The 22148-nt window shown below is 44.9% G+C and carries 17 protein-coding genes; 13 read left to right on the forward strand and 4 right to left on the reverse strand.

Annotation, left to right across the window (positions count from 1 at the left end; translation table 11 throughout):
- Window positions 1-26: 26 nt before the first annotated feature.
- Entirely contained in the window at window positions 27-950 is a 924-nt protein-coding gene (gene cyoE / locus P5G61_RS19820) for a heme o synthase (RefSeq protein WP_435874241.1), read from the reverse strand.
- A gap of 396 nt (window positions 951-1346) precedes the next feature.
- Between cyoE and P5G61_RS19825 the strand changes: the two genes are divergently transcribed.
- The 6 genes from P5G61_RS19825 to P5G61_RS19850 all read left to right on the forward strand — a co-directional run bounded on the left by P5G61_RS19825 (window position 1347) and on the right by P5G61_RS19850 (window position 7785).
- Window positions 1347-2276: an NAD(P)/FAD-dependent oxidoreductase gene (locus tag P5G61_RS19825; RefSeq protein WP_301248100.1), complete on the forward strand. Its 930-nt coding sequence runs from the start codon at window positions 1347-1349 to the stop codon at window positions 2274-2276.
- Window positions 2277-2624: 348 nt separating this feature from the next.
- Window positions 2625-2939, forward strand: coding sequence for a hypothetical protein (locus P5G61_RS19830; RefSeq protein WP_301248101.1), 315 nt, complete (start codon window positions 2625-2627; stop codon window positions 2937-2939).
- 223 nt (window positions 2940-3162) lie between these two features.
- On the forward strand, window positions 3163-4380 hold the full coding sequence (locus P5G61_RS19835; protein ID WP_301248102.1) for an MFS transporter: 1218 nt from the start codon (window positions 3163-3165) through the stop codon (window positions 4378-4380).
- Window positions 4381-4715: 335 nt separating this feature from the next.
- Entirely contained in the window at window positions 4716-5303 is a 588-nt protein-coding gene (locus tag P5G61_RS19840; RefSeq protein ID WP_301248103.1) for a TetR/AcrR family transcriptional regulator, read from the forward strand.
- Window positions 5304-5374: 71 nt separating this feature from the next.
- Window positions 5375-6856 carry a DHA2 family efflux MFS transporter permease subunit gene (locus P5G61_RS19845; protein ID WP_301248144.1) on the forward strand — a complete coding sequence of 494 codons (1482 nt, stop codon included), beginning with the start codon at window positions 5375-5377 and terminating at the stop codon, window positions 6854-6856.
- 275 nt (window positions 6857-7131) lie between these two features.
- Window positions 7132-7785, forward strand: a complete 654-nt coding sequence (locus tag P5G61_RS19850) for a protein kinase family protein (protein ID WP_301248104.1) — start codon at window positions 7132-7134, stop codon at window positions 7783-7785.
- A 95-nt stretch (window positions 7786-7880) separates the two neighbouring features.
- On the opposite strand, the gene P5G61_RS19855 is transcribed toward P5G61_RS19850, so the two are convergent.
- Complete coding sequence (locus P5G61_RS19855) at window positions 7881-8861, reverse strand: alpha/beta fold hydrolase (protein ID WP_301248105.1); 981 nt, start codon at window positions 8859-8861, stop codon at window positions 7881-7883.
- A gap of 325 nt (window positions 8862-9186) precedes the next feature.
- Here P5G61_RS19855 and P5G61_RS19860 point away from each other — a divergent pair, with 325 nt between their 5' ends.
- The gene (locus tag P5G61_RS19860; RefSeq protein WP_435874236.1) at window positions 9187-10158 is read left to right on the forward strand and encodes an MBL fold metallo-hydrolase; all 972 of its coding nucleotides are present in this window, start codon (window positions 9187-9189) and stop codon (window positions 10156-10158) included.
- A 54-nt stretch (window positions 10159-10212) separates the two neighbouring features.
- On the opposite strand, the gene P5G61_RS19865 is transcribed toward P5G61_RS19860, so the two are convergent.
- A complete protein-coding gene (locus P5G61_RS19865) occupies window positions 10213-10794 on the reverse strand; it encodes a LysE family transporter (protein WP_301248107.1) in 582 nt (193 codons plus the stop codon).
- A gap of 135 nt (window positions 10795-10929) precedes the next feature.
- Between P5G61_RS19865 and P5G61_RS19870 the strand changes: the two genes are divergently transcribed.
- From P5G61_RS19870 to P5G61_RS19890, 5 genes are all read left to right on the forward strand, one after another.
- Window positions 10930-11484, forward strand: a complete 555-nt coding sequence (locus P5G61_RS19870; RefSeq protein ID WP_301248108.1) for a helix-turn-helix domain-containing protein — start codon at window positions 10930-10932, stop codon at window positions 11482-11484.
- A gap of 87 nt (window positions 11485-11571) precedes the next feature.
- The gene (locus P5G61_RS19875; RefSeq protein ID WP_301248109.1) at window positions 11572-12249 is read left to right on the forward strand and encodes a response regulator transcription factor; all 678 of its coding nucleotides are present in this window, start codon (window positions 11572-11574) and stop codon (window positions 12247-12249) included.
- Entirely contained in the window at window positions 12246-13337 is a 1092-nt protein-coding gene (locus P5G61_RS19880) for a sensor histidine kinase (protein ID WP_301248111.1), read from the forward strand. The genes P5G61_RS19875 and P5G61_RS19880 overlap by 4 nt, the downstream gene beginning before the upstream one ends.
- 231 nt (window positions 13338-13568) lie before the next feature.
- Window positions 13569-14726, forward strand: a complete 1158-nt coding sequence (locus P5G61_RS19885) for an FAD-dependent oxidoreductase (protein WP_301248112.1) — start codon at window positions 13569-13571, stop codon at window positions 14724-14726.
- Window positions 14727-14740: 14 nt separating this feature from the next.
- Window positions 14741-15451 carry an MBL fold metallo-hydrolase gene (locus P5G61_RS19890; protein WP_301248113.1) on the forward strand — a complete coding sequence of 237 codons (711 nt, stop codon included), beginning with the start codon at window positions 14741-14743 and terminating at the stop codon, window positions 15449-15451.
- A 102-nt stretch (window positions 15452-15553) separates the two neighbouring features.
- Here the strand turns inward: P5G61_RS19890 and abnB are convergent, their stop codons facing one another.
- Window positions 15554-17968, reverse strand: a complete 2415-nt coding sequence (gene abnB / locus P5G61_RS19895; RefSeq protein WP_301248114.1) for an arabinan endo-1,5-alpha-L-arabinosidase AbnB — start codon at window positions 17966-17968, stop codon at window positions 15554-15556.
- A gap of 388 nt (window positions 17969-18356) precedes the next feature.
- On the opposite strand from abnB, the gene P5G61_RS19900 reads away from it, so the two are divergent.
- The gene (locus P5G61_RS19900) at window positions 18357-22118 is read left to right on the forward strand and encodes an alpha-L-arabinofuranosidase C-terminal domain-containing protein (protein ID WP_301248115.1); all 3762 of its coding nucleotides are present in this window, start codon (window positions 18357-18359) and stop codon (window positions 22116-22118) included.
- The last annotated feature ends 30 nt before the right edge of the window (window positions 22119-22148 follow it).

A 22148-nucleotide genomic window follows, 5' to 3' on the forward strand; every position in this document is an offset into this window, starting at 1 on the left:
TTTATTATGGCTAATTTGGTCAATCTTTATTTGATCAGCTGTGCAATCAATGAATACGCAATGATGACCAGGAAAATGATCGTGATGTGGTTGATGGAGAAAATAAACATTTTATGTGACCATTTCTTGGTTTCTTTCTTATCGAAAGTCGCCACACTAAGAATAAGCCAGGCCAAACTTACCAGAAACGCAACAATGGCAATGAAAGGACTCATCGGCCAGAACAAGAAGCTGGAGAATAACAACAATACCAGATAAACATTCGTCTGGATGTATGTCCGTCTGATTCCTTTTACGACAGGAAGCATAGGAACACCAGCGGCTTTGTATTCATCGAATCTCCGGATGGCAATGCCATAGAAGTGAGGCATCTGCCACAACAGCATGGTAATGACCAAAGCCCAAATTTCATAATGACCCAGCTCTGGTGAAATGGCTGCCCAACCGATAAGGGGAGGAACAGCACCCGAAAGGCTTCCTACTTCCGTATTGTAAACCGTTGTCCGCTTGGTCCACATCGTATAAGGGAACACGTACAGCAGCAGTCCCAATATACCGAATACGGCAGCCGAAGGGGAAGCGATATACAACATGATACCCCCGATTATCGTAATGGCAATACCGAGAATCAAACCTGTTTTGGTATCTACACGACCCGTTACGGTAGGACGTGTTTTGGTGCGTTCCATGATCGCATCAATATCCCGATCATACAAATTGTTGAACACTCCGGCCGCTCCAATAATCAGGGAAGACCCGATGACAGAGAGGATAATGGGTACAATATTAGCTAAGATAGATGCATCAAATACATACAAAGCCAAACTTAAACCGGCAAACATGGCGATCAGATTGGATTTGATGATTCCGATCTTGATCGTATCAAAGAATACTTTCGGAATCGAGCTAGTATACTCCAGACTGATTTCGGGCCGTGACCCTTTATTCAATGTTTTCAAGAACTCACTTCCTATATCTATTCTTATATATCTCGTGGTTTCATTATAGCATTCAATACACTATGTGAATTAATTAACGATTTAGTATTTAAAATAATGTCATTTGATTGTGAACAATTTAAAAACAAGGTTTTTTTTAATTGTTAAAAATGATTTTCTGTGATACAGGTCATTGAAACTAATGCGTAGCCCATAACAAGAAAGATATTTTTCTTGCATGTTGAGATTTATTTGTTTATTGTAGACATAAGAGGTCTTTAATAGTTTAAAATGAATTCCTCTCACTCGTGCTTTTTGAGAATAGATACAAGTGGCAAGAAGTCACCAGGATGGTTCTATTTTTTTGGAACAATAAAGGATATTAGATATCTGGAAAGGGTGTTTAAAATGGAACAAAAGATGGATGTATTGATTATTGGTGGAGGACCAGCAGGTCTTAATGCAGCACTTGTACTTGGCAGAGCCCACAAGCAGGTTGTGGTCATAGATGATGAACGTCCGCGTAATTGGGTTACTCGTAAAACACATGGTTTTCTGACAAGAGATGGCGCAAGTCCCCGTGAATTTCGAGCGGCTGCGAAAGAACAGATTAGTGTTTACCCGTCCGTTCATTTTGTAGAGGATACAGCGACCTCTGTGACAGGAACCGATGGTGATTTTCAAGTTACAACGGCCCAAGGAGTGGTCTACCGCTCGAAGAAAGTTTTGTTTGCAGTAGGAAAAAAAGATCTGCCATTAGATATTAGCGGGTTGACAGAGGTATATGGAAAGAGTGCTTTTGTCTGTCCTTATTGCGATGGTTGGGAACTAAGAGATCAATCGCTGGTCATCATCGTTAATGGAGCGAAGGCATTTCATATGGCCAAGACGATCTCCGGCTGGACAAGCCAGTTTATCATTTGCACAAATGGCCCTGATGAGTTAACGGATGAGCAGCGACAGGAATTGAAGCAGCATGGTGTTCCGGTATGGGATTCTCCGATTCGATCGATTGAGTCAAGCGATGGCATGGTGCAGCAGGTTGTGTTGGAGGATGGGACTGAAATCTCGTGTACAGGGATTTTCTTTGGACCGAAACTGACTGTTGGATCTGAACTGCCGCGGACGTTAGGATGTGAGGTTAATGAAGCCGGTACGGTCGTTGTGGATGATTACGGCAAAACGACTGTACCAGGTGTATTCAGCGCCGGAGATGCAGCGTCAGAGATGTACCAGGCCATTACTGCGGCGTCCCTGGGTGCATTAACCGCTGTAACGATCAACAGTGAGCTGAATATGGAAGCTTGGGATGAGCGTGGTAAACATCTAAACCCATAGGATAACGATGTACAGTTTCATCTCCATGACTTTGCATAAGAGTTTAACTAAATAATTCAAATCAAAAAGGGGATTGCAGAGGCAATTCCCTTTTTGTGTTTAACAGATTTTCTCTGTTGTCGAGTGGACTGGTTCCGACCGGTATTGGCGTAAACGCATATTTGATTTCCATTCTCGTTCGGTTTATTTTTTGTATCAAATAATATATTATACTATCACTTTAAACTCTGGGAGAAATAATAGTTCGTATATTTAAACAAATATTTTCACTATATGACAAATATTACATTTTAATAGAACCCTTTCTTGTATGATAGAGCTGTACTCCAAAACGAAAGGAAGATGAAGATGAAAAAGAAACTTATGGTCGGTCTTTTAACTGTCGTTGCATGTTTCACGCTAGGCTCTACATCTTTTGCAGCTAATGTACCTTCAACTTCAACAAGTAGTTTACCAGACAGTACACAAGTAGTTTCTTACGCACAAAAGTATATAACCTGGCAAACCATTTTACCCAAATCTCAATTTCCAACGCTTGGTGATATTCCTATGACGGCTAGTTATAATGTTGATCCGTACCGGGGGACACTTACATTAAAATCAGTCGATGGTCAGACAGGCTATACGTGGACGGTTACCTATGAGGGTTACGTCACCTATTAATCAATTTATCATTCAATACTGATACCTATTCAAAAAACAGCCACCAATCTGGATTTTCATCCAGATTGGTGGCTGTTTTAATTTGTGATGATACGATCTATTGACAAAGAATTTTTTTTGAAGCAAAATAAATAAATATACTTTATAAAGTGTGTGAATAAAATGTTTTATACAGTAGATTCAGAATTTGTTTTCATTTTATATGCAGGGAAGGGATTTTATTATGGCAACTTGGTTTCTTATCATCATCTACCTGGCGTTTATCAGTCTGGGGATTCCTGACTCCTTGCTAGGTTCAGCCTGGCCAGTTATGTGGCCAGAACTTGGAGCTTCGTTTGGGTCGGCAGGAATTCTATCCATGGTTGTTGCAGGGGGAACCATCGTTTCAAGCTTGGCAAGCGGCACGGTTATTCAAAAATGGGGAACAGGCAAGGTTACGCTAATTAGCTGTTATCTGACAGCCGGAGCACTCCTTGGATTTTCCTTTGCCCCTTCATTGGTATGGCTCGTCATTCTTGCCATTCCTCTGGGGCTTGGGGCCGGAGCCGTTGATGCTGCGTTGAATAATTATGTCGCAGAGCACTACAAAGCACACCATATGAACTGGCTGCACTGTTTCTGGGGTGTGGGCGCGACGACGGGACCTATCATTATGTCGTATTACATTGCTAATCAACATTCCTGGAGAAACGGATATACAGCTGTAGCTATCGTCCAGTTTTGTCTCGTCATCATTTTGTTTGCGACGTTGCCTTTGTGGAAGCGTGTTGCTGCTAGTCGTGAGCGTGCGAGGCCGATAAACGAATCAGATCATGTGCAAGCGGAAAACACATATCTACAAAGTGAGAACAAACCTGAACGGAATGTATTGAAGATTAAGGGAGTCAAAAACTCACTGATCGCATTTCTGTTTTATTGTGGCGTGGAAACAACGGTGGGTTTATGGGGAGCCAGCTATCTGGTAGGCGCAAGAAACATCACGGCAGAAACGGCTGCGGGATGGATCTCCCTATACTACGGTGGCATTACGATTGGCAGGCTGATTACAGGCTTTATCACGTTGAAAATTAAAAATCGGGTGTTAATTCTGGCGGGTCAAGTGACCGCCATTGTAGGTGGAATCATTTTATTACTTCCATTATCGATTTCGTTTGCACTGGCTGGATTTATGCTGATTGGTTTGGGACTTGCACCCATCTATCCCGGACTTCTACATGAAACTCCAGCCCGATTCGGCAAAGCGAATTCTGCCCGATTAATGGGATACCAGATGGCACTGGCGTACACAGGGACCACACTTCTTCCTCCGCTTTTTGGCGTCCTTGCTGCAAAAACCAATATCGGCTTTTTCCCGCTGGTTGTACTTATTTTCCTTATCTTGATGCTGGCCAGCTCAGAGCAAGTGAATCGTATTTTGAAAAAGAGGATTCTGAATGGATAGATAAAAAAGGGAGTGCTTAACATGCTATCATTAATATTGTTATGCTTGATCGTATATGTGGGGGCGTATGCATGTCTGGCTGCGTCCAAGCAGCCTATGGATGTAAAACATGTGCGGTCGTTCGATGATTTCTTCGAGTAAGCCATATGACATTCCATCTAAAGAATGATACACAACAAAAGCGAGGATCAATTCTCGCTTTTTTTATTTTATTTTCGGACTAAATGTATAGCGCTTTCATCAGAATTGGATCAAAAATTAAGTTGACAGTATTTTTTGAAACGGTTTTAATTATATAGACCGATTGTTATAATTCATTTAAGGATGTGGCTTTATTGAGTGAAAAGTCTAATGCTAGAGAACTAATCGTCAGCACAGCAGCCAGACTGTTTTTTTCACAAGGATATCATGCGACCGGTCTAAATCAGATTATTAAGGAGAGCAGTACGCCAAAAGGCTCGCTATATCATTATTTCCCACATGGCAAGGAAGAACTCGCTCACGAGTGCATTCAAAAAGCCAATGAAAACATTCTGCAGAAGTTTGAAGAAACATTTGCAGCTCATGACAATACGGGGGATGCTATTCAGCAATTTATCCATGACTTAGCGGTTGAAACGGAGGCGGCAGGTTTTACGGGCTTTCTTCCATTTAGTTTCTGGGCAGCCGTGGAGACCTCCTGTATCAGTCAGCAATTGCGAATTGCCTGTCAGGATGTGTTTGCAGGTTGGCAGCAAATGATTACGAAACATCTGATTTTGGATGGTATAGGTAAAGAGAAAGCACAAGAGATGGGACTTCTCGTCATTTCCTTAATGGAGGGAGCATTGATTATCAGCCTGACCAACCAGGACAAACAGCCTTTGCTGACGGCTGCTGATTATTTGTCCCTCGTGGCGAAGAATGCAAGAGAGAAGCAATAAGCTTCGTAAAGAGAGAAATAGAAATAGAAATTGTCAAATTGTTTGAGGAGGATGGGATTGTGGAGGCTTCCATGAAAGCTGGTTCTGTACAGGATCAACAAGAAACAAAACAATATAAAGTATTTCCAATTTTATTCGCCATGCTGCTCAGCGGCTTTATTGGTCTGTTCGGTGAAACAGCACTGAATGTGGCATTGACTCCGCTAATGGGCTTGCTCGAAGTTGGACCTACTACGATTCAATGGTTAACGACAGGTTATCTGCTCGTTTTGGGTATTTTGGTGCCGGTTTCCGGTATGCTGTTGCAATGGTTTTCGACGAGACAGTTGTTCACAACTTCTCTGATTTTTTCGATTGCAGGAACGCTTGTTGCTGCTATTGCACCGAGCTTTGAAATTCTGTTGGTGGCACGGGTATTACAAGCTGTAGGTACAGCGTTGTTACTGCCACTAATGTTCAATACCATATTGGTTATCTTCCCGATTGAAAAGCGTGGCGCTGCCATGGGATTGATCGGTTTAGTTATCATGTTTGCGCCAGCAAGTGGTCCGAGTATCTCGGGTCTGATTCTGGCCAATCTGAGCTGGCACTGGATTTTCTGGATCTCCTTGCCGTTCTTCATTATCTCATTGGTATGCGGCTTGCTGTTCTTACCGAATATTTCGAAATTGACCAAGCCCAAAATTGATGTTCTTTCCATTATCCTTTCCACACTTGGTTTTGGTGGAATCGTGTACGGATTCAGTAGTGCCGGAGGACATGGGGAAAGCGGCGGTGGCTGGACCAGTCCTATCGTTGTTGCCACACTGGTTATTGGCGTGTTATCTTTGCTGCTGTTCAGCATCCGTCAATTGAGAATGAAACAGCCGATGATGGATCTGCGGGCGTTCAGATATCCCATGTTTACGATCGGCTTGATCCTGATCTTCCTCTGTATGATGATGATGCTGTCTTCCATGCTGATCCTGCCAATGTATCTGCAACAAGGTATGGCGGTTACGGCATTGACTGCTGGTTTGGTTTTGCTGCCGGGCAGCTTGCTGAATGGATTTTTGTCTCCGGTTATGGGACGTCTGTTCGACAAGTTCGGTCCGAAGTGGCTAGTGATTATCGGACTTGCTATCGTGACTGTCGTTCTCTTCATGTACACGGGAATCACTCCGACAACCACCCTGGGCAAGATTATTACGCTGCATGTGTTCATGATGATCGGAATTTCAATGATTATGATGCCTGCACAAACCAATGGTCTGAATCAATTGCCACCTGATTTCTATCCTCACGGAACCGCGATTATGAATACATTGCAGCAAGTATCCGGAGCTATTGGTACAGCTGTTGCGGTAAGTATACTGAGCGCAGGACAGACCCGCTTCTTGAGCGGTGTGACGGATCCTGAGAGTCCTGAGAATCAGTTGGCAGGCTTCACATCCGGTGTACAAAATGCATTTGTTTTCGCATTGGTTCTCGCTGTGATTGGACTGATCACTTCACTGTTCGTGAAGCGAGTTAAGGTTGGTGCTCAGCAGGGACAACAAGGCCCTATGCATTAATTGAAAGTCATATAAGAAGAAATGAACGATGCTCTCCCTTCGAAGGGGGGCATCGTTTTTTTGTACCTTGACATGAAACGGGTTCCATCCATTAGAGTGAAAATAACCTGTAGGCAAATGGAATAAATCTCGATGATGGAAGCAAATAGTTCATGTTCTGGCGAAATTGGTTATGTTCATATGAAATTTTAAAGATAATATAGAGAGTAGATTAATTATAATGGATAAATTAGAAAACGTTTTAGAATGTATTCTATAATCAAGGAGACGTCTTTATGAGAATCGTTAAATCTCTACCTGCTAACATTGAACAATTGTTGGATCGCTATGAGAAAAACGGTCATCTGACCATGCAAGCTTCGCTAATGGGAAAGCAGTCGGTTGTCTATCGTTTACATGAGTACTGCCTGAAAGTGTATACTACTCGTGGGAAAATGGATGGGGAGTTTGAATGTGAAGCGCTCTTGTCTTTGCAGAATAACCATCATGTTCCCGAATTGTATGCTTATGCTTCCGGGAATTTTGCGCTGACGGAGTGGATTGAAGGATTCAATCTGAGACAGTATCGAGCTGCGTACGGACACATCCCGCAAAACCTGTTGTATGATATGTTTTCCACAGAACTTCAGCAGATTCAGGCGGGATATCATGATTGGGATGTCATACGATATGAGAATTTGCTATGGACTGCAGCAGGGGAGGTCAAACGAACTGATTTTTGGCTATGTGAACCTGTCCGTTGCATGCGTATTCAAGAGCGATTACAACAAGAGATCATACAAAAAATTGATAGGATATACAGCGGTGATGATACTGACCTGAAGGAGGTCATGCATTATTTTGATCGGCACGGCCTCACGACTACGGAGGTTCAAGAAGCACTAGCGCATTTCAGATCGCAAACACCAAGGATGGCATTAGCACAGTGAGACCTTTAACACAATAAAACCCTGACGATTACCAGAATCGTTAGGGTTTTATTTGGCATGAATTGGTTTGGTAGTTCAGCGTTTATTCAGGGAATCTACTTCTTAACCAGTTCCAATATTTCATTAGCGACAAGGTCCGGGTGATATTGATGAATATAATGCTCGGTATCCTTAACAGTTACATGCTTGGAGTGTTCCGACCAGGACGTAAATTCAGCTTGAGTTTTATCCCATATAGGTTCACTGGCTCCAAAGTAATCTGCTGTCAGTATAGTAAGCGGAAACGGAAAGGGCTTTTTGTTGTCGACAACAACCTTGGCATTGGCTGTCATTTCACGTAACTCATCCACGGTGTTGGCATTCCCATAGTTAAGCAGCAGGGCCGTTGTATCGATCTTCTTCAGTTCATCAGGCACAAACTTCAGACCGTTTCGATTGGCATTGGAGGCTTCCACGACTGCGTCTGATTGTAAGGACAAGCGGAACAGCCCCGTTTGAATTCGGAATTGATTCGCAAAACCGCCGATCACATCAGCCAACTGGCCATCGTCATTCGCATAATGTTCCGGACTTCCACCATCGATCATGACTATACCTTGTACTTCATCCGGATATTTTTGCGCAAAACGGAGCGTTTCGAGTGAACCCAGTGAATGGGCGACCAACACGTAGGGAGGCTTTTGTCCAGAAACCTGTAATAACTCGTGCAATTCATCTGCTACGGTATCGACATCCCGTTTCTTATCGGTCATATCGCTATAACCATAGCCAAAGCGATCGTAAACCGCGAATTTCGTATAGGGAGCAAGTTTTTCATAGAGCGGATAATAATCCACATAAGGATCAGCGGTACCCCATCCGGATGCAAGAATAACGGTTACCTCCCCTTGTCCGCCCGTATATAAATGCATATTGTCACCATGTACGCTGTACAGCTTGCCAGGAGGAATGAATGTTTTGGCATCCTGCCGTGCACTCACTTGTTGGTAGATCACGCCTGTACCCAAAAGGAGGAGAATTGCCACTACTCCGAATATAAACGTTTTAATTAATCTTTTTTGCCATTTTTTCATCATCTCTCACATACTCTCTGCTGTATTTTCTCTATTATATATGCCCAGTCTTATTGGAGAGAAAACAGAGTCTTAATTCCACCTTAATTATGTTTAACCAGGAGATGAATCAACATGGGTTAGTGATATAGTCCTGTGAGATGTTCGTCGCTGGGCTGTAAAATCTTCGACAGCTCATTAGGGTTGATTGAAGTTCAAATTCAGATAACCGAAGGCGAAATTGATTATAAACGAACAATGATTTAATATAAAGCAATATTACTCCTGTTATACTCAAGATTGAATGATGGATTGAATTATTGATTTTAGAGAACAGAAGGTATGAATAATGACAAAATACGAAAATCAGATTCCAACAGCCGCAGGTATGAGCTTCAGCTCCCTTGTAAGCATGTTGAGGGATTCCATGCGGAGAAGTATAGAGCGAAGACCAGCGGGCAGCATTCCCATGGTGAAATATGAACCGGCGGAATCGTTAAATGTATCCGATCCTCCGCAGGTGACATGGTTCGGTCATTCAGCTTTTCTGCTTGAAATCGAAGGACACAGATTACTTTTTGATCCGATGCTGGGCAACCGTCCATCTCCTGTATCCTGGGCGGGTACGAAACGATACAGCACTAACCTGCCGATTCAACCCGAGGATTTTCCAACCTTGGATGCAATCATTATATCGCATGACCATTATGATCATCTGGACTATTCCTCCATCCGCAGATTAAAGAATAAAACAAAACGGTTTATTGTCCCGCTTGGCGTGCGTCGACGACTGATTAAGCTGGGTGTGCCCTCGGAACAGATTACGGAGCATAACTGGTGGGATGAGCTATCCTTCAAGGGTTTGACATTAGCTTGTACGCCTGCTCGGCATTTCTCGGGCAGAGGATTGTTGGATCGTAATTCTACATTATGGTGTTCGTGGGTCATTGCTGGACAAGAAACGAAGGTTTTCTTTAGCGGTGATAGCGGATACGGTCCTCATTTCAAGGAAATTGGTCGAAAATACGGGCCTTTTGACCTGACCCTGATGGAATGCGGCCAATATGACGAGCGTTGGTCCAACATTCATATGATGCCGGAAGAAACAGTGCAAGCTCACCTGGATGTAAAGGGAGGACTGCTCATCCCGATTCATTGGGCCGCTTTTACGTTGGCCTATCATGCCTGGAACGAGCCGGTTGAACGGATCACCAAGGCTGCACATGCCTTGAGTGTCAACATTGCAACACCCAAAATTGGTGAGAAGGTTGTGCTGCATTCGGGGAATTACCCAAGCCAACCATGGTGGAGATCAAACTGAGGCAGATCGAAAAAGCGTTCCCTCATCGGAGGAGAGGACGCTTTTTTTGTTTTTTTACAATAGGATCGATAGGGCGCTGCAGATGAGCAAAACACCCATCACCATTTGAAAAGGACGTTCATATTTCAATAAAAAACTTTGAAATAACACACCACATAACCCCCACGTCATATTAGCACTAACACCTATGAGGGTGAGAAGCAACGAAAAAACGATAATATGAACATGTGACTGACCGAGAGGCATGACAAATACGGAGATAGCCGTAAGACCATACAAAATGACTTTGGGATTGATGAATTGCAGGGTAAAGCCAAAGAGAAATGAAAAACGATTCACCTTGGGATCTTTGGCATTCCCTGGTTTATTTCGCATGATTTTGATCGCCAGATAGATCATGTACATACATCCCAATACGTTCAGGGCAGGTTTAATCCTTGGGATGTATTGATGCAGAACAAGGTTGAAATAACTGGACAGAAACATAATAAGCAGGCAGCCAGCTGCCACGCCGGAAATAAACGGAAGGATTTTTTTGAATCCCTCGTTTTTTGCATGAGTCATGGCAATGATGTTGTTGGGACCCGGTGTGAATGAAGCCACGATTGCGTACGTCAGTAACGGTATAATATTCATAAGTCCTCCACATCTGTTTCTCGGTGTATGTTATATTGAATTGAAACGTACGTCATAACGTACGATCTTTATAATTGTACAATATGTACGCTATACAGCACAATATAATCTTTTAAAAACAGAGGTGACTTTATTTTGAAAAACATTAATGTTGTTCTGGCACAGAATTTGAAGCAGCTCAGGGAACAAAGAAAGCTTAGCCTAGACAAGGTTGCCGAGATGTCTGGTATCAGCAAAACCATGCTGGGTCAAATTGAACGGGGGGAATCGAACCCTACGATTGCGACGGTATGGAAGATTGCGAACGGCCTGAAAATATCCTTTACCGCCTTGATTCACGAGCCGAAGTCGGACACTACAGTCGTAACGGGCAATGATATTCAAGCATTGATGGAGAATGAGGGAAAGATTCGAATATATCCGCATTTTACTTTCGAAGAGGGGCGCCGTTTTGAAATGTACGTTATGGAGATGGATGAGAAGTCTTCTTTGAATGCTGAACCGCATATAGAAGGGGCAGAGGAATTTATTACGGTTTTTGAAGGGGAAGTTACAATTCGGGTTGGGGAGGAGGATTATACGGTAAAACAAGGGGAGTCGATCCGTTTTCGCGCGGACAAGCCTCATGCCTATAAGAATTCGGGTGCCTCTGAGAACAAGTTAAGCATGGTCATCCATTATTCAAAATGAAATGGTTCATACGAATAAGATGTTATTTATATTTTGTTTAAATTCGTGTCGTACGATCATGCTGAATGAGAGAAGGGAGGTGCGGTAATGAATCAAATTCTGATTGTCGATGATGATGTTTATATCCGCGAACTTGTGAATACGATCCTGAAACAGGAAGGGTTCCTTACCATTGAAGCGGTTGATGGAAACGATGCGCTGCAAAAGGTAGAAGAAGCGCATCCCAGTCTTTGCATTATCGATATTATGATGCCGGGGATGGACGGATTCGAATTGTGTCGCGAGCTTCGGCAATTTCATGAGGATATTCCGATTTTAATGTTAACTGCGAAGGAGGATATCACTCAAAAAGTTAAAGGATTTGAAATGGGCACGGATGATTATCTCACCAAACCGTTTGAACCTGCTGAACTTATAGCCCGTACAAAGGCCTTGTTGAAGCGTTATAAAATAAATGCCTCCCAATCGGTTACCGTCGGATGTATCACGCTGGACAGAAGTAGTTACGCCGTCATTATAAAGGGAAATACGCATACCATCCCCATGAAAGAGTTTGAATTGTTATTCAAGCTTGCCGGTAATGCGAATAAAACGCTATCCCGTAATCAGCTGATCGAGGACTTATGGGGGTACGATTTTGAAGGAAATGAGCGCACACTGGATGTACATATCAATCGGTTGAGAGAACGCTATCAACCGGAGACGGCAGGTTTCAAGATTACGACCATTCGAGGACTGGGTTATCGATTGGAGGAGACATCTTGAAGAAAGAGGGGGCTGCGAATCGTGCGGAGATGGATAGGTTTATAAGGCGAGCAATTTCCTTCCTTGTGCTCTTCTCTGTATCTCTATGTGCTGGATATGTGCTAATGCAATGGATCTATATGGTGACAGGGAAGCCCCCGGATCTGATTACCCATATTCTTACGGCAATTGTTGGTTTGACTCTAATGCCGTTAGGAGGTTACGTGTGGGCATGGATACGTGGCGGTGAAGGGAAGGATCGCAGATACATTTTCAATAAACAACGTACAGAATTGCTTGAAGCGATAAGCAGAATTGCCAAGGGTGATTTCAATGTATCTGTGAAGCTGGACATAGAACAGGGCCCGTATCAGGAAGTGGTTGACAGCCTAAATTCGATGGCGAGAGAGCTTGGCTCGGTGGAGCAGATGCGGCAGGATTTCATATCCAATGTATCTCACGAGATCCAGTCACCGCTCGCTTCGATCAGCGGATACGCTTCATTGCTGAAAAATAAAACTGTGAATCCGGAGCAAGTGGTGTTATATGCAGATATTATTGAAACGGAGAGTAAGCGATTATCCAAGCTGAGCGGCAATTTGTTACGTCTTTCCGCATTGGAGTCCGATTACACTTCCATGGAGAAGAAAGCTTATCGATTGGATAGACAGCTTGAAAACATTCTTCTTATGCTGGAGCCACAATGGGCTGAAAAGCAAATTCAATTGGATGTCTCTCTGCCTGCGACCATAATTACAGGAAATGAAGATTTGTTGAGTCAGGTGTGGATTAATCTTATACACAATGCAATCAAATTCACACCGGAAGAAGGGATAATCGGGGTAAAGCTTGCTTGCGATCAAGATGAGGCAGTATGTACGATCACGGACAATGGGGTGGGCATTTCACCAGAAGATCAGCTGCGCATGTTTGAACGGTTTTTCAAGGCAGATAAAGCTCGGAGCCGTTCACAGGGAGGCAATGGACTGGGACTGTCTCTTGTCCAAAAAATTGTAAACATGCATAGTGGACAAGTTACTGCCCAAAGTGAGCTTGGGCATGGGTCGGAATTTGTTGTGAGTTTGCCCCTTATCACTGAGAAATCTTGAAACCGGGTGTTAACTTGTGAAATATAGGATCGGATTAGCGGAGCATCAGTCGTTTAACGACTGGTGCTTTTTTAATTTTTCGTCACATCGTCAGAAGGAGAACAACCTCACGAAAATATGAATCGGTTGATTTCTTCATCCATTTAAATTCCGTTTAACTTCGAGCGATAAGATGTGCTTGTGAACAGGAAAACAACATGAAATTAACAAATCAATTTAGGAGTGGTTGTTATGAGTAATCAACATAAACGCATCGCTATTATTGGAGCAGGTCCTGGAGGACTCACGCTGGCAAGGATCTTACAGCAGGCAGGTTACAGTCCTGTCGTGTATGAAAGTGATCCTTATCCGGCGTATCGCGAACAGGGAGGCACACTTGATCTGGATCAGGAGAGCGGCCAAAAAGCATTACAGATGGCCGGGCTACTTGATCAGTTCCATGCCATTTGCCGCTTCGAAGGACAGGCGTTAAAGCTTTCGAATAAAAAAGGAAACATTCTGCTTGATGCTCAGGGAGCCCTGGATCAAACCGAACATGATCGTCCTGAGATAGACCGTTCCGTGCTGCGGACCATGCTACTCGAATCGCTACAGCCAAGTTCCATTCAATGGGGATGTAAATTGTTCAAGGTTCTGCCACTTGATCAGGGACAACATGAACTGTATTTTGACAATGGTCTTACCGATACCGTTGATTTGGTCATTGCAGCAGATGGAGCTTTTTCCAAAGTTCGTCCACTGGTCAGTGATGCAACCGCAGCATATTCGGGTGTGAGCATGATTGAACTTAACATTCTGGATGCCGAAGTCCAGTTTCCCGAACTTGCCGCATTTAATGGAATGGGAAGCATGTATGCCCTAGGCGATCACAAAGGAATCATGGCACAGCTGAATGGGGACAAACGGATTCGGGTTTACCTGGGATTCAAGGTGCAACAAGATTGGCTGGAGCAGAGTAATATTCCATTTGACAACTTGGAAGAAGCGAAGCAAGAGATATTGCCATTATTCGAAGATTGGGATGAACAACTGAAGAATTATATTCGATGTGCGAACGGGGCAATCACACCCAGACGTATATATATGCTGCCTGTCCATCACCAATGGGAACACAAACCGGGCGTTACACTCATCGGGGATGCCGCGCACCTGATGTCTCCCTTTGCGGGTGCAGGAGCCAATCTGGCGATGCTGGATGCTGCCGAGCTTGCTGATGCCATTATAAATCATGCTGATCTTGAGGAAGCCGTGCAGGTATATGAAACGAAGATGTTTGAGTACGCAGGGGAAACGGCAACCGTTACCCAGTCCAATATGGAATTGTTTTTCTCTGACAATGCCATTGAAGAATTATGTGAAATGATGAATGAACTTACTATCCAATCCTAAAGGAGACTATTAAAATGAAAAAATCAGGTGTAATTTCTCTTGAACTCGGTATTGAGCTTCCGCAAGGCATGTGGTCCTTCACACCTTCGCTGTTATGTTCGGAGGATGAATTGATTCTTGTGGACACAGGGGTGGCAGGAATGGTGCAAGAAGTAGAAGCTAAGTTGAAGGAAGCAGGATATTCATTAGAACAGTTAACGGGTATTCTGCTCACGCATCAGGACGCGGATCATATCGGCAATCTAACGGAAATCGTGGAGAGCTATCCGGGTATAAAGGTGTATGCACATGCTGCCGATCGTCCTTACATCGATGGAGAGCTTCCTCTTCTAAAACAAATGCCTCTAACCATGCAGCTGAATACGGCGCATTTCCCATTAGTGTCGGGAACTGTCGTTACAGATACTATCCAAGATGGAGACCAATTGGCATTCGGTGGCGGAGTCATTGTCATTGATACGCCAGGACATACGCCAGGGCATATCAGTTTGTATCATCCAGCTTCCAAAACATTAATTGCCGGTGATGCCATGTTAAATCGTGGAGGACAACTGCAAGGGCCGAATCCCATGCAGACACCGGACCTGGAGCAAGCCTACCATTCACTCACCCGATTTGCCGCGTATGACATTGAAAAGGTTCTTTGTTATCACGGTGGTTGGTATGAAGAAGGGAATGTAAACGAACGAATCGCGGAGATCGCAGCAGCCGGAACGCAAGGATAAAAATAGATGGTTTAAATCATAATACGACTAAAGCAGCCCTGAGAAATCGGCTATCTTAGTCGTATTGTGTTATAGATCCAACTTTAGCGGCAAGGTTGCTGATTAAGGTTTTTCTTTGGCCTGACGTTGAATTTCCGCGGAGGTTAACGCTTTATCATATACTTTTACGTTATCCATCGAGCCTTTATAGAAGGGATCTGCTGTATAACGGCTTTTGCCCAAATAAGCTTCCGTCACTTGAAGATCCTTCGGGTTAAACGTAATTTCGGTGCTGCTTGCCACAGCTTTTCCGTTCACATACAGAGTACCTGTATCTCCCTGAAGGATGACAGCGACATGTACCCATTGATTGGAGGGCAGCGGTTCAGCAGCAATGAGGCTCTGATCCCGTCCCTGGTCATGGATGGTGAATTGCAGAGCTCCTGTATGCTGTGCGGGGGTAAGGAACATATGTCTGGTCAGTCCGTTTCCAAAGTCGAAAATTCGCTGCCAGGCTCCACCGCCACTCCAGTTGACCCATGCACTAAAGGTGAAATCCGTTGTATCTGTGATGATTCCGGGCAGCTGGATATAGCTGTCTGTTCCATTGAAGGCGGCAGCCTGATTTTTACTGTTAACCACAGAAGTCGTCACATTAAAGGCTTGGCCGTGATATTCATTTTTGCTGGAATCCTGTGCGATTTTTGCAAGTTTCTTTTGATCAAACGTATATTCTCCAAGTAATGGACTTACCGCTTGCTGTGGAATGATAACGTTAAACGTTTTGGAGCTTACCGCACTTCCCTTGCGGATGGTTGCCGTTAATGCCACCTTGGCATCTCCCTTACCAGCACGAGGGCGATTCACTACCCCAGTAGCGGACAGAACAGAGGCATTGGAAGATTTCCATGTAATCTCTGCATCGCGTGTTCCCTTCGTCGGGAGGGACAGGTTAAAGAATACACTACCTGTGTCGCCGATGCTCAGATCCTTTTTCACCGCATTAACAATATCCTGATCCTTTAATGCAGCCATCTGACTTCCCCAAATGGCTACGCCAGAAGAGGAGAGAGCGCTAAAGGTCAGAACCGTCTTCTGGGAATCTGGTTCCCATTCATGCGTGAAGACACCTTTATACACAACATTATTCGATGTGATTTGGACCTGATTGTCTGCTTCAAGACTCCATGATCCCGTCACCGCACCACGAATCTGCCCATCTGCTGTAAACTGAACGGTCTGTGAAGATTTGATCTCGGCCGTGATCTCCTTACCGTGATTCACCCATTTGTACTGACCCGCAATATCCTGGGTTGTCAGCTGGGCAGTATCCTCTTCTACAGCTGCATAGCGATAGGGAGAAACGACAGGCCATCCTTCCGAGTTCATATGCATCTCATGTACACGGACTTCATGCTCTTCTCCGCGTCCTGGAAAGCGGGAATGGAAGATCAGAAATTGTTTTCCGCTCTCAGCATCAATATAAGCGGAGTTATGACCTGGGGACACATAGCCGATACCCTGGCCTGTGCCGGGATCACCGATCTGTCTTTGAAAGAGAAAGTTCCCCAGTAATTTGACGCCAAAAGGTTCGATCGAGCGGTCATCAAACAAGGGTTTGTCCTTGTCTGCCTTGACGTTGATCATATCGTTTCTTTCGGCATCGAGGAAAGGACCGTTCGGCGTTTTGGAGCGAGCTACGCGAATGTTATATCCTCCGTCAGCACCCAGTCCACCATAGGATAAATACAGATAATAATAGTCGGTTTCGGGACTATAGAGCATATAAGGTGCTTCAATTCGGCTGTGATTGCCACCGGTCAGTTTTTTGCCATAACCCTGATTAGGGAGAAGTTTTCCCGTCGTTTCGTCCATCTCCAGAATGAATATCCCCCCGGAATAGGAACCGTATACCATCCAGAGCTTGCCGTTTTTATCGAAAAATACATCAGGGTCGACCACATTCGGATGTATGGTTGCATCGTATATGGTGCCATCCTCACTGATCTGATCCCACATGCCGGATTTGAGCAGAATACCCTGATCCTTATAAGGCCCCTCAATGTTGTCTGCCACCGCAACACCTAACGCAGAGCGGGGAGAGTCCCCTTTGCACGCGTTGTAGTACATATAAAATTTGCCATCCGCCAACTGAATGACGTCTGCTGCCCATAACGTATCGGTCTGCGCCCATTGCAGGGCTTCAGCGAATTCCTTGGTTACATTGGGCACAACCGGATTGTCATCCGTAACCCCGGAGGCGACCGAATCCCAGTTCATCAAATCCTTGGACTTGGCTACCTGAAGGTGTGAACCGAAAATATAAAAGGTATCACCCACCTTAATAACGGAAGGATCATGAACGGAAACATTCGTGAATGCTGGAGCCGCATTCTCAATGGATGTGGAAACCTGCGGGTTGAAACTGGCTGCCCCCGAACTATCTGCCAATACGGAGACGGGTGCCAAGGCTGTTGCCGTAAGTAATGCAGTGCTCAGTAAAGAAATGTGAAGTGCGCTTACCCAATAACGTTTCATACGTTTCCCCTTTCCCAATACATGAAATGAAAAAAAACCTATTCACTGCCGCAAACGTTATATGGCCGGATAGCCCTCCTTTTCGTAAGTATTCAATATCAAGCGCTTTCATTTGTTATATTATCAATCAATTTATATATTTGTAAACCATAAATATTATCGTTAGAGTGTCTTTATGATGGGAAGGAGGATAAGCCAAAAGGTTGATTTATTCGTATAAGTTCCTATACTACATTGAATTTTCTGTCATTTTGGGATTGAAATTTTGACTCGGAATAAGATACTATACGATTAGATCATATGTTTATATAATTATCAATCAATTTACATTTATACGAATTAAAGAAAAGCATCTACGCTAATTTACGCTACATAGGAGGAATGAAACATGACTACATTTCACAATCAACTCATCGCACACTACAAGTTTGAGGATGCAGCCGAGATCGGCAAGGATAGCTCAGGGAACGGACATAATGGCGCAGCCTCAGGAGAAAAACTGCCCAGCATTTCCGAAGTGAATGGCAGATCGGCAGTGACTTTTACCGGAGGATCGAACGGAACAAGTTATTTGGAGCTTCCATCGAATTTGCTGCAAGATGTAAGCGATAACACCGGATTGACTGTTGCAGCATGGGTGCATTTGGGCAAGGGTTCGAACGTGTGGGAGCGAATTTTCGATTTCGGCAAAGGAGAGAAGGGTCCATATTTATTTCTGACTCGCCAGATGCGAGGTACGTTATATGCGGGAGATGATCTGGTTGTAGACCCTGGACGCGGATTTGCCAGTGGCGAATGGATGCATATGGCCTTGTCGGTGGCAGGCAGTCAAGGCGGCACACGCAGCAGCGCGGGTCCGGTTGTATATGTGAATGGGGAGAGGGTGGCTGATGGCTCCATCAGTCAGACGTCGAGTGGCCATTATGCCAAGCTGCGCCGATGGTTTGATTCGTTCGTGGACCCTGTGAACTATAGCCGCAATTATATTGGGCGCTCTCAGTATGCGGCAGATGTGGACTTTGCAGGATCACTGTCCGATTTTCGGATTTATCAGGCGGCGCTGTCCATGGATGAAGTGATTGAGGTGATGTGCGAGTCATTGACGGATGAAGAGATTGTGAAGCTTGCCGGAGATAAATATTTGTCTGCTCCAGCCCGGATTATTACCAAAGACGTGTCACTGCCTGTAGAATTGTTGGGCGGCAAGGTGGACGTTCGATGGAATTCAAGTCAGCCTGAAGTGCTGTCAGCGAATGGAGAAGTTCAACCCCTAAGCTCGGCACAAGAGATTCGTTTGAATGCGCTTTTGACTAAGGGTGGTAGCACATTGAACAAAAGTTTTGACGTCTCCGTTGTACCAGAGCATCTCCCGCCTTATACCATTACGATTCATGGGGATCAACGTGTAGCGGATATCAGTGAAGTAATGTACGGACTGTTCTACGAGGACATTAACAATGCGGCAGACGGGGGGATCTATGCGGAGCTTGTTCAGAACCGCTCGTTTGAATCCTTTGCATTCGATACGTACTCGCATGACTCGGGGGAATGTGGTTGTTCGACAGGCCGGAATCGTGATCCATTGTTTGCCTGGTCCGGGGATACCGCGAAAATGATTGTACAGCATACCGATGGACTAAACACTCATCTTAACGTGGATGATCCGGAAGTGAATGCTTATTATGTAACGGTTCAGGATGGTGCGACGATTCGAAATCGGGGGTTCTCGGATTCCAATCAACATTGTGCCATGTCCATCAAAAAGGGTGAGGCATATGATTTTACCGTCTGGGCCAAGGCAGTAGCTGCAGGGACGATTACGATTCAGTTGCAGGATGGAAACGGTGCTGCAATCAGTGATTCAGTTACGCTGCAAGTCGAAGGCGGTAACACATGGAAGAAGTACGGAATCCCCAATTCGAATGCGACCCTGACCGGAACGGAGACTGCACTGGGGCAGTTGGCACTCACCTTTGAAGGGGACATTTCCATCGACATGGTATCGTTGATTCCGCAGGATGTATGGGGAGCCATGCCGGAAGAGCAGGGAGTATCTGCGTCAGCACATGCCAACTACACGGGTAATCCAAACTATCGACTCCGAAAAGATCTGGTTCAAGCGCTTGTCGACATGCATCCAAAGTTTCTGCGTTTTCCGGGGGGATGTATTTCGGAAGGTTCGTTTATTTGGGACAATGTGTATGACTGGAAGGATTCGGTGGGAGCAGTTGAGCTTCGCAAAGAGAACTATAACGTCTGGGGTTACATGATGACGATGGGTCTCGGCTATATGGAGTATTTCCAACTGGCAGAAGATTTGAATGCTGCTCCGGTACCGGTCATGGCCTGTGGCGTTCTGTGTCAGGCCCGTTCGGATTACGCATACCCGGCGGGTGGCGCTTTGAGGGAGTATTATATCCGTAACTTTACAGATCTGATTGATTTCGCGCTTAGCACGGATATTGAACATAACGAATGGGCGGCCATGCGGAGCAGCATGGGGCATCCTGAGCCGTTCGATCTGCGTTATCTTGGCGTAGGCAATGAGAACTGGGGAACCGAATTTTTTGCCAACTTTGAAGTGTTCAAGACGTCGATTGATGACTATATGAAACGTAACTATCCTGATCACGAGCTGCACATCATTTCGACAGTCGGCGCCCAAGCGGATGATGATGCGTACCAGCAAGGATGGAAATTCCTGAGTGGCAATCTCACCGGATCAGCTCAAGTGGCTTTTGCAGACGGCAAAGAGGTGATCGAGGAGACGGTAACCTGGTATGAGCACCAGGACAACTATATGGATACCATTGCGGATGAGCATTATTATCGTTCCAATGATTATTTGCTGAACAACGTGGATCGGTACAACTATTATGAGCGGGCGTATCACGAGGATGGCAGTATCGATTGGAAAGAGACCTCCAAGGTATTTGTAGGAGAATATGCGTCCACAGACAAAAATACACTGGCAGGTGCAATCGCAGAAGCTGCGGTCATGACCGGATTTGAAAATAATGCGGACGTTGTTCGCCTGGCAGCCTATGCACCATTGTTTAATAAAGTACTGACGGATGGCACCTACCGCTGGACGCCGGACTGCATCTGGTTTGATGATGAGACAGTATGGTACACACCGAATTACTATGTGCAGCAGCTTTTTGCCAAGTATGTGGGTGAGCAGGTGCTGGGCACTTCATTTTCAACGTACAGCAAGGGCCAACCCATGGAACTTATTCCGCGTGGCGGGATCGAGATTGCGACAGGTCATGCAGAGATTGTGGTGACACGCATTACAGTCACATCGAACCAGGATGGCAGCGTGCTGTTTGCGGAAGATTTCAGGGAGCGGACAGCACTGAATGAGGCGTGGAATCAGATTCCGGGATCGGAAGAAGGATACACGCTGGAGACGGGAAAAGGACTGATTTTAAAGGCGCAGGCAAGCGGTTTGAATGGGATATATCTACTTAACGATGAATGGTCGGATTATAAAGTGGAGGTCGAGGCACAGCGCATAGCGGGTGAGGACGGCTTCACCATCGGTGTGGGATTGATGGATATCTCACCTGAGAAAAAGGATGTCATCGAATATGCGATTGGATATGGCGGTAATGCAACGGGAGTCAAAGTATATAAGCAAGGTGTAGAAGGCTACACCCTTGGTGATTATTCTTCCAGTTCTGCGGCGGGAAATCTCCGGGCAGCCAACTACGAACCGCTGGAGAACGATACGAATTACACGATTACCGTCAACTATGGTGGTGATACAGGGAAGAATCTGATCTGCTCCTATACCGATGGTCACACAACTAGCAGAATTTTGGATTACAAACTGGAAGTGTACAACCGGGATATATTCCATTCGGTTACGATGGATGAGCAGCATGTGTATGTGAAGCTGGTGAACGCAGATGGGGTGGACAAAGCAACCCAAATTCACCTTCAGGATCTGAACGTTACCTCTTTTGCGAGAATGATAACACTTAGCGGGGATGAAGAATTGCTGCATGTTCCCAACGTGAATCAGAAGAACGATGAGAAAATTGTTCCACAGGAACAGGAGGTTCAGCTAAATGATGAATCGGTTGTGGTTCATCTGTCTGCGCATTCGGTGAATGTCCTGATCATGGATCGTCTGTATAAATAATGAACAAAGATGCCCCTTTATCCAGACGTT

The organism is Paenibacillus vandeheii (genome assembly GCF_030433635.1).
Taxonomy (GTDB): Bacteria; Bacillota; Bacilli; order Paenibacillales; family Paenibacillaceae; genus Paenibacillus; species Paenibacillus vandeheii.

Coding starts and splice junctions, on each gene's coding strand:
- P5G61_RS19825 (WP_301248100.1), top strand. CDS start 1,347: ATGGAACAAAAGATGGATGTATTGATTATTGGTGGAGGACCAGCAGGT.
- P5G61_RS19830 (WP_301248101.1), top strand. CDS start 2,625: ATGAAAAAGAAACTTATGGTCGGTCTTTTAACTGTCGTTGCATGTTTC.
- P5G61_RS19835 (WP_301248102.1), top strand. CDS start 3,163: ATGGCAACTTGGTTTCTTATCATCATCTACCTGGCGTTTATCAGTCTG.
- P5G61_RS19845 (WP_301248144.1), top strand. CDS start 5,375: ATGAAAGCTGGTTCTGTACAGGATCAACAAGAAACAAAACAATATAAA.
- P5G61_RS19850 (WP_301248104.1), top strand. CDS start 7,132: ATGAGAATCGTTAAATCTCTACCTGCTAACATTGAACAATTGTTGGAT.
- P5G61_RS19855 (WP_301248105.1), bottom strand. CDS start 8,861: ATGATGAAAAAATGGCAAAAAAGATTAATTAAAACGTTTATATTCGGA.
- P5G61_RS19860 (WP_435874236.1), top strand. CDS start 9,187: ATGACAAAATACGAAAATCAGATTCCAACAGCCGCAGGTATGAGCTTC.
- P5G61_RS19865 (WP_301248107.1), bottom strand. CDS start 10,794: ATGAATATTATACCGTTACTGACGTACGCAATCGTGGCTTCATTCACA.
- P5G61_RS19875 (WP_301248109.1), top strand. CDS start 11,572: ATGAATCAAATTCTGATTGTCGATGATGATGTTTATATCCGCGAACTT.
- P5G61_RS19885 (WP_301248112.1), top strand. CDS start 13,569: ATGAGTAATCAACATAAACGCATCGCTATTATTGGAGCAGGTCCTGGA.
- P5G61_RS19890 (WP_301248113.1), top strand. CDS start 14,741: ATGAAAAAATCAGGTGTAATTTCTCTTGAACTCGGTATTGAGCTTCCG.
- abnB (WP_301248114.1), bottom strand. CDS start 17,968: ATGAAACGTTATTGGGTAAGCGCACTTCACATTTCTTTACTGAGCACT.
- P5G61_RS19900 (WP_301248115.1), top strand. CDS start 18,357: ATGACTACATTTCACAATCAACTCATCGCACACTACAAGTTTGAGGAT.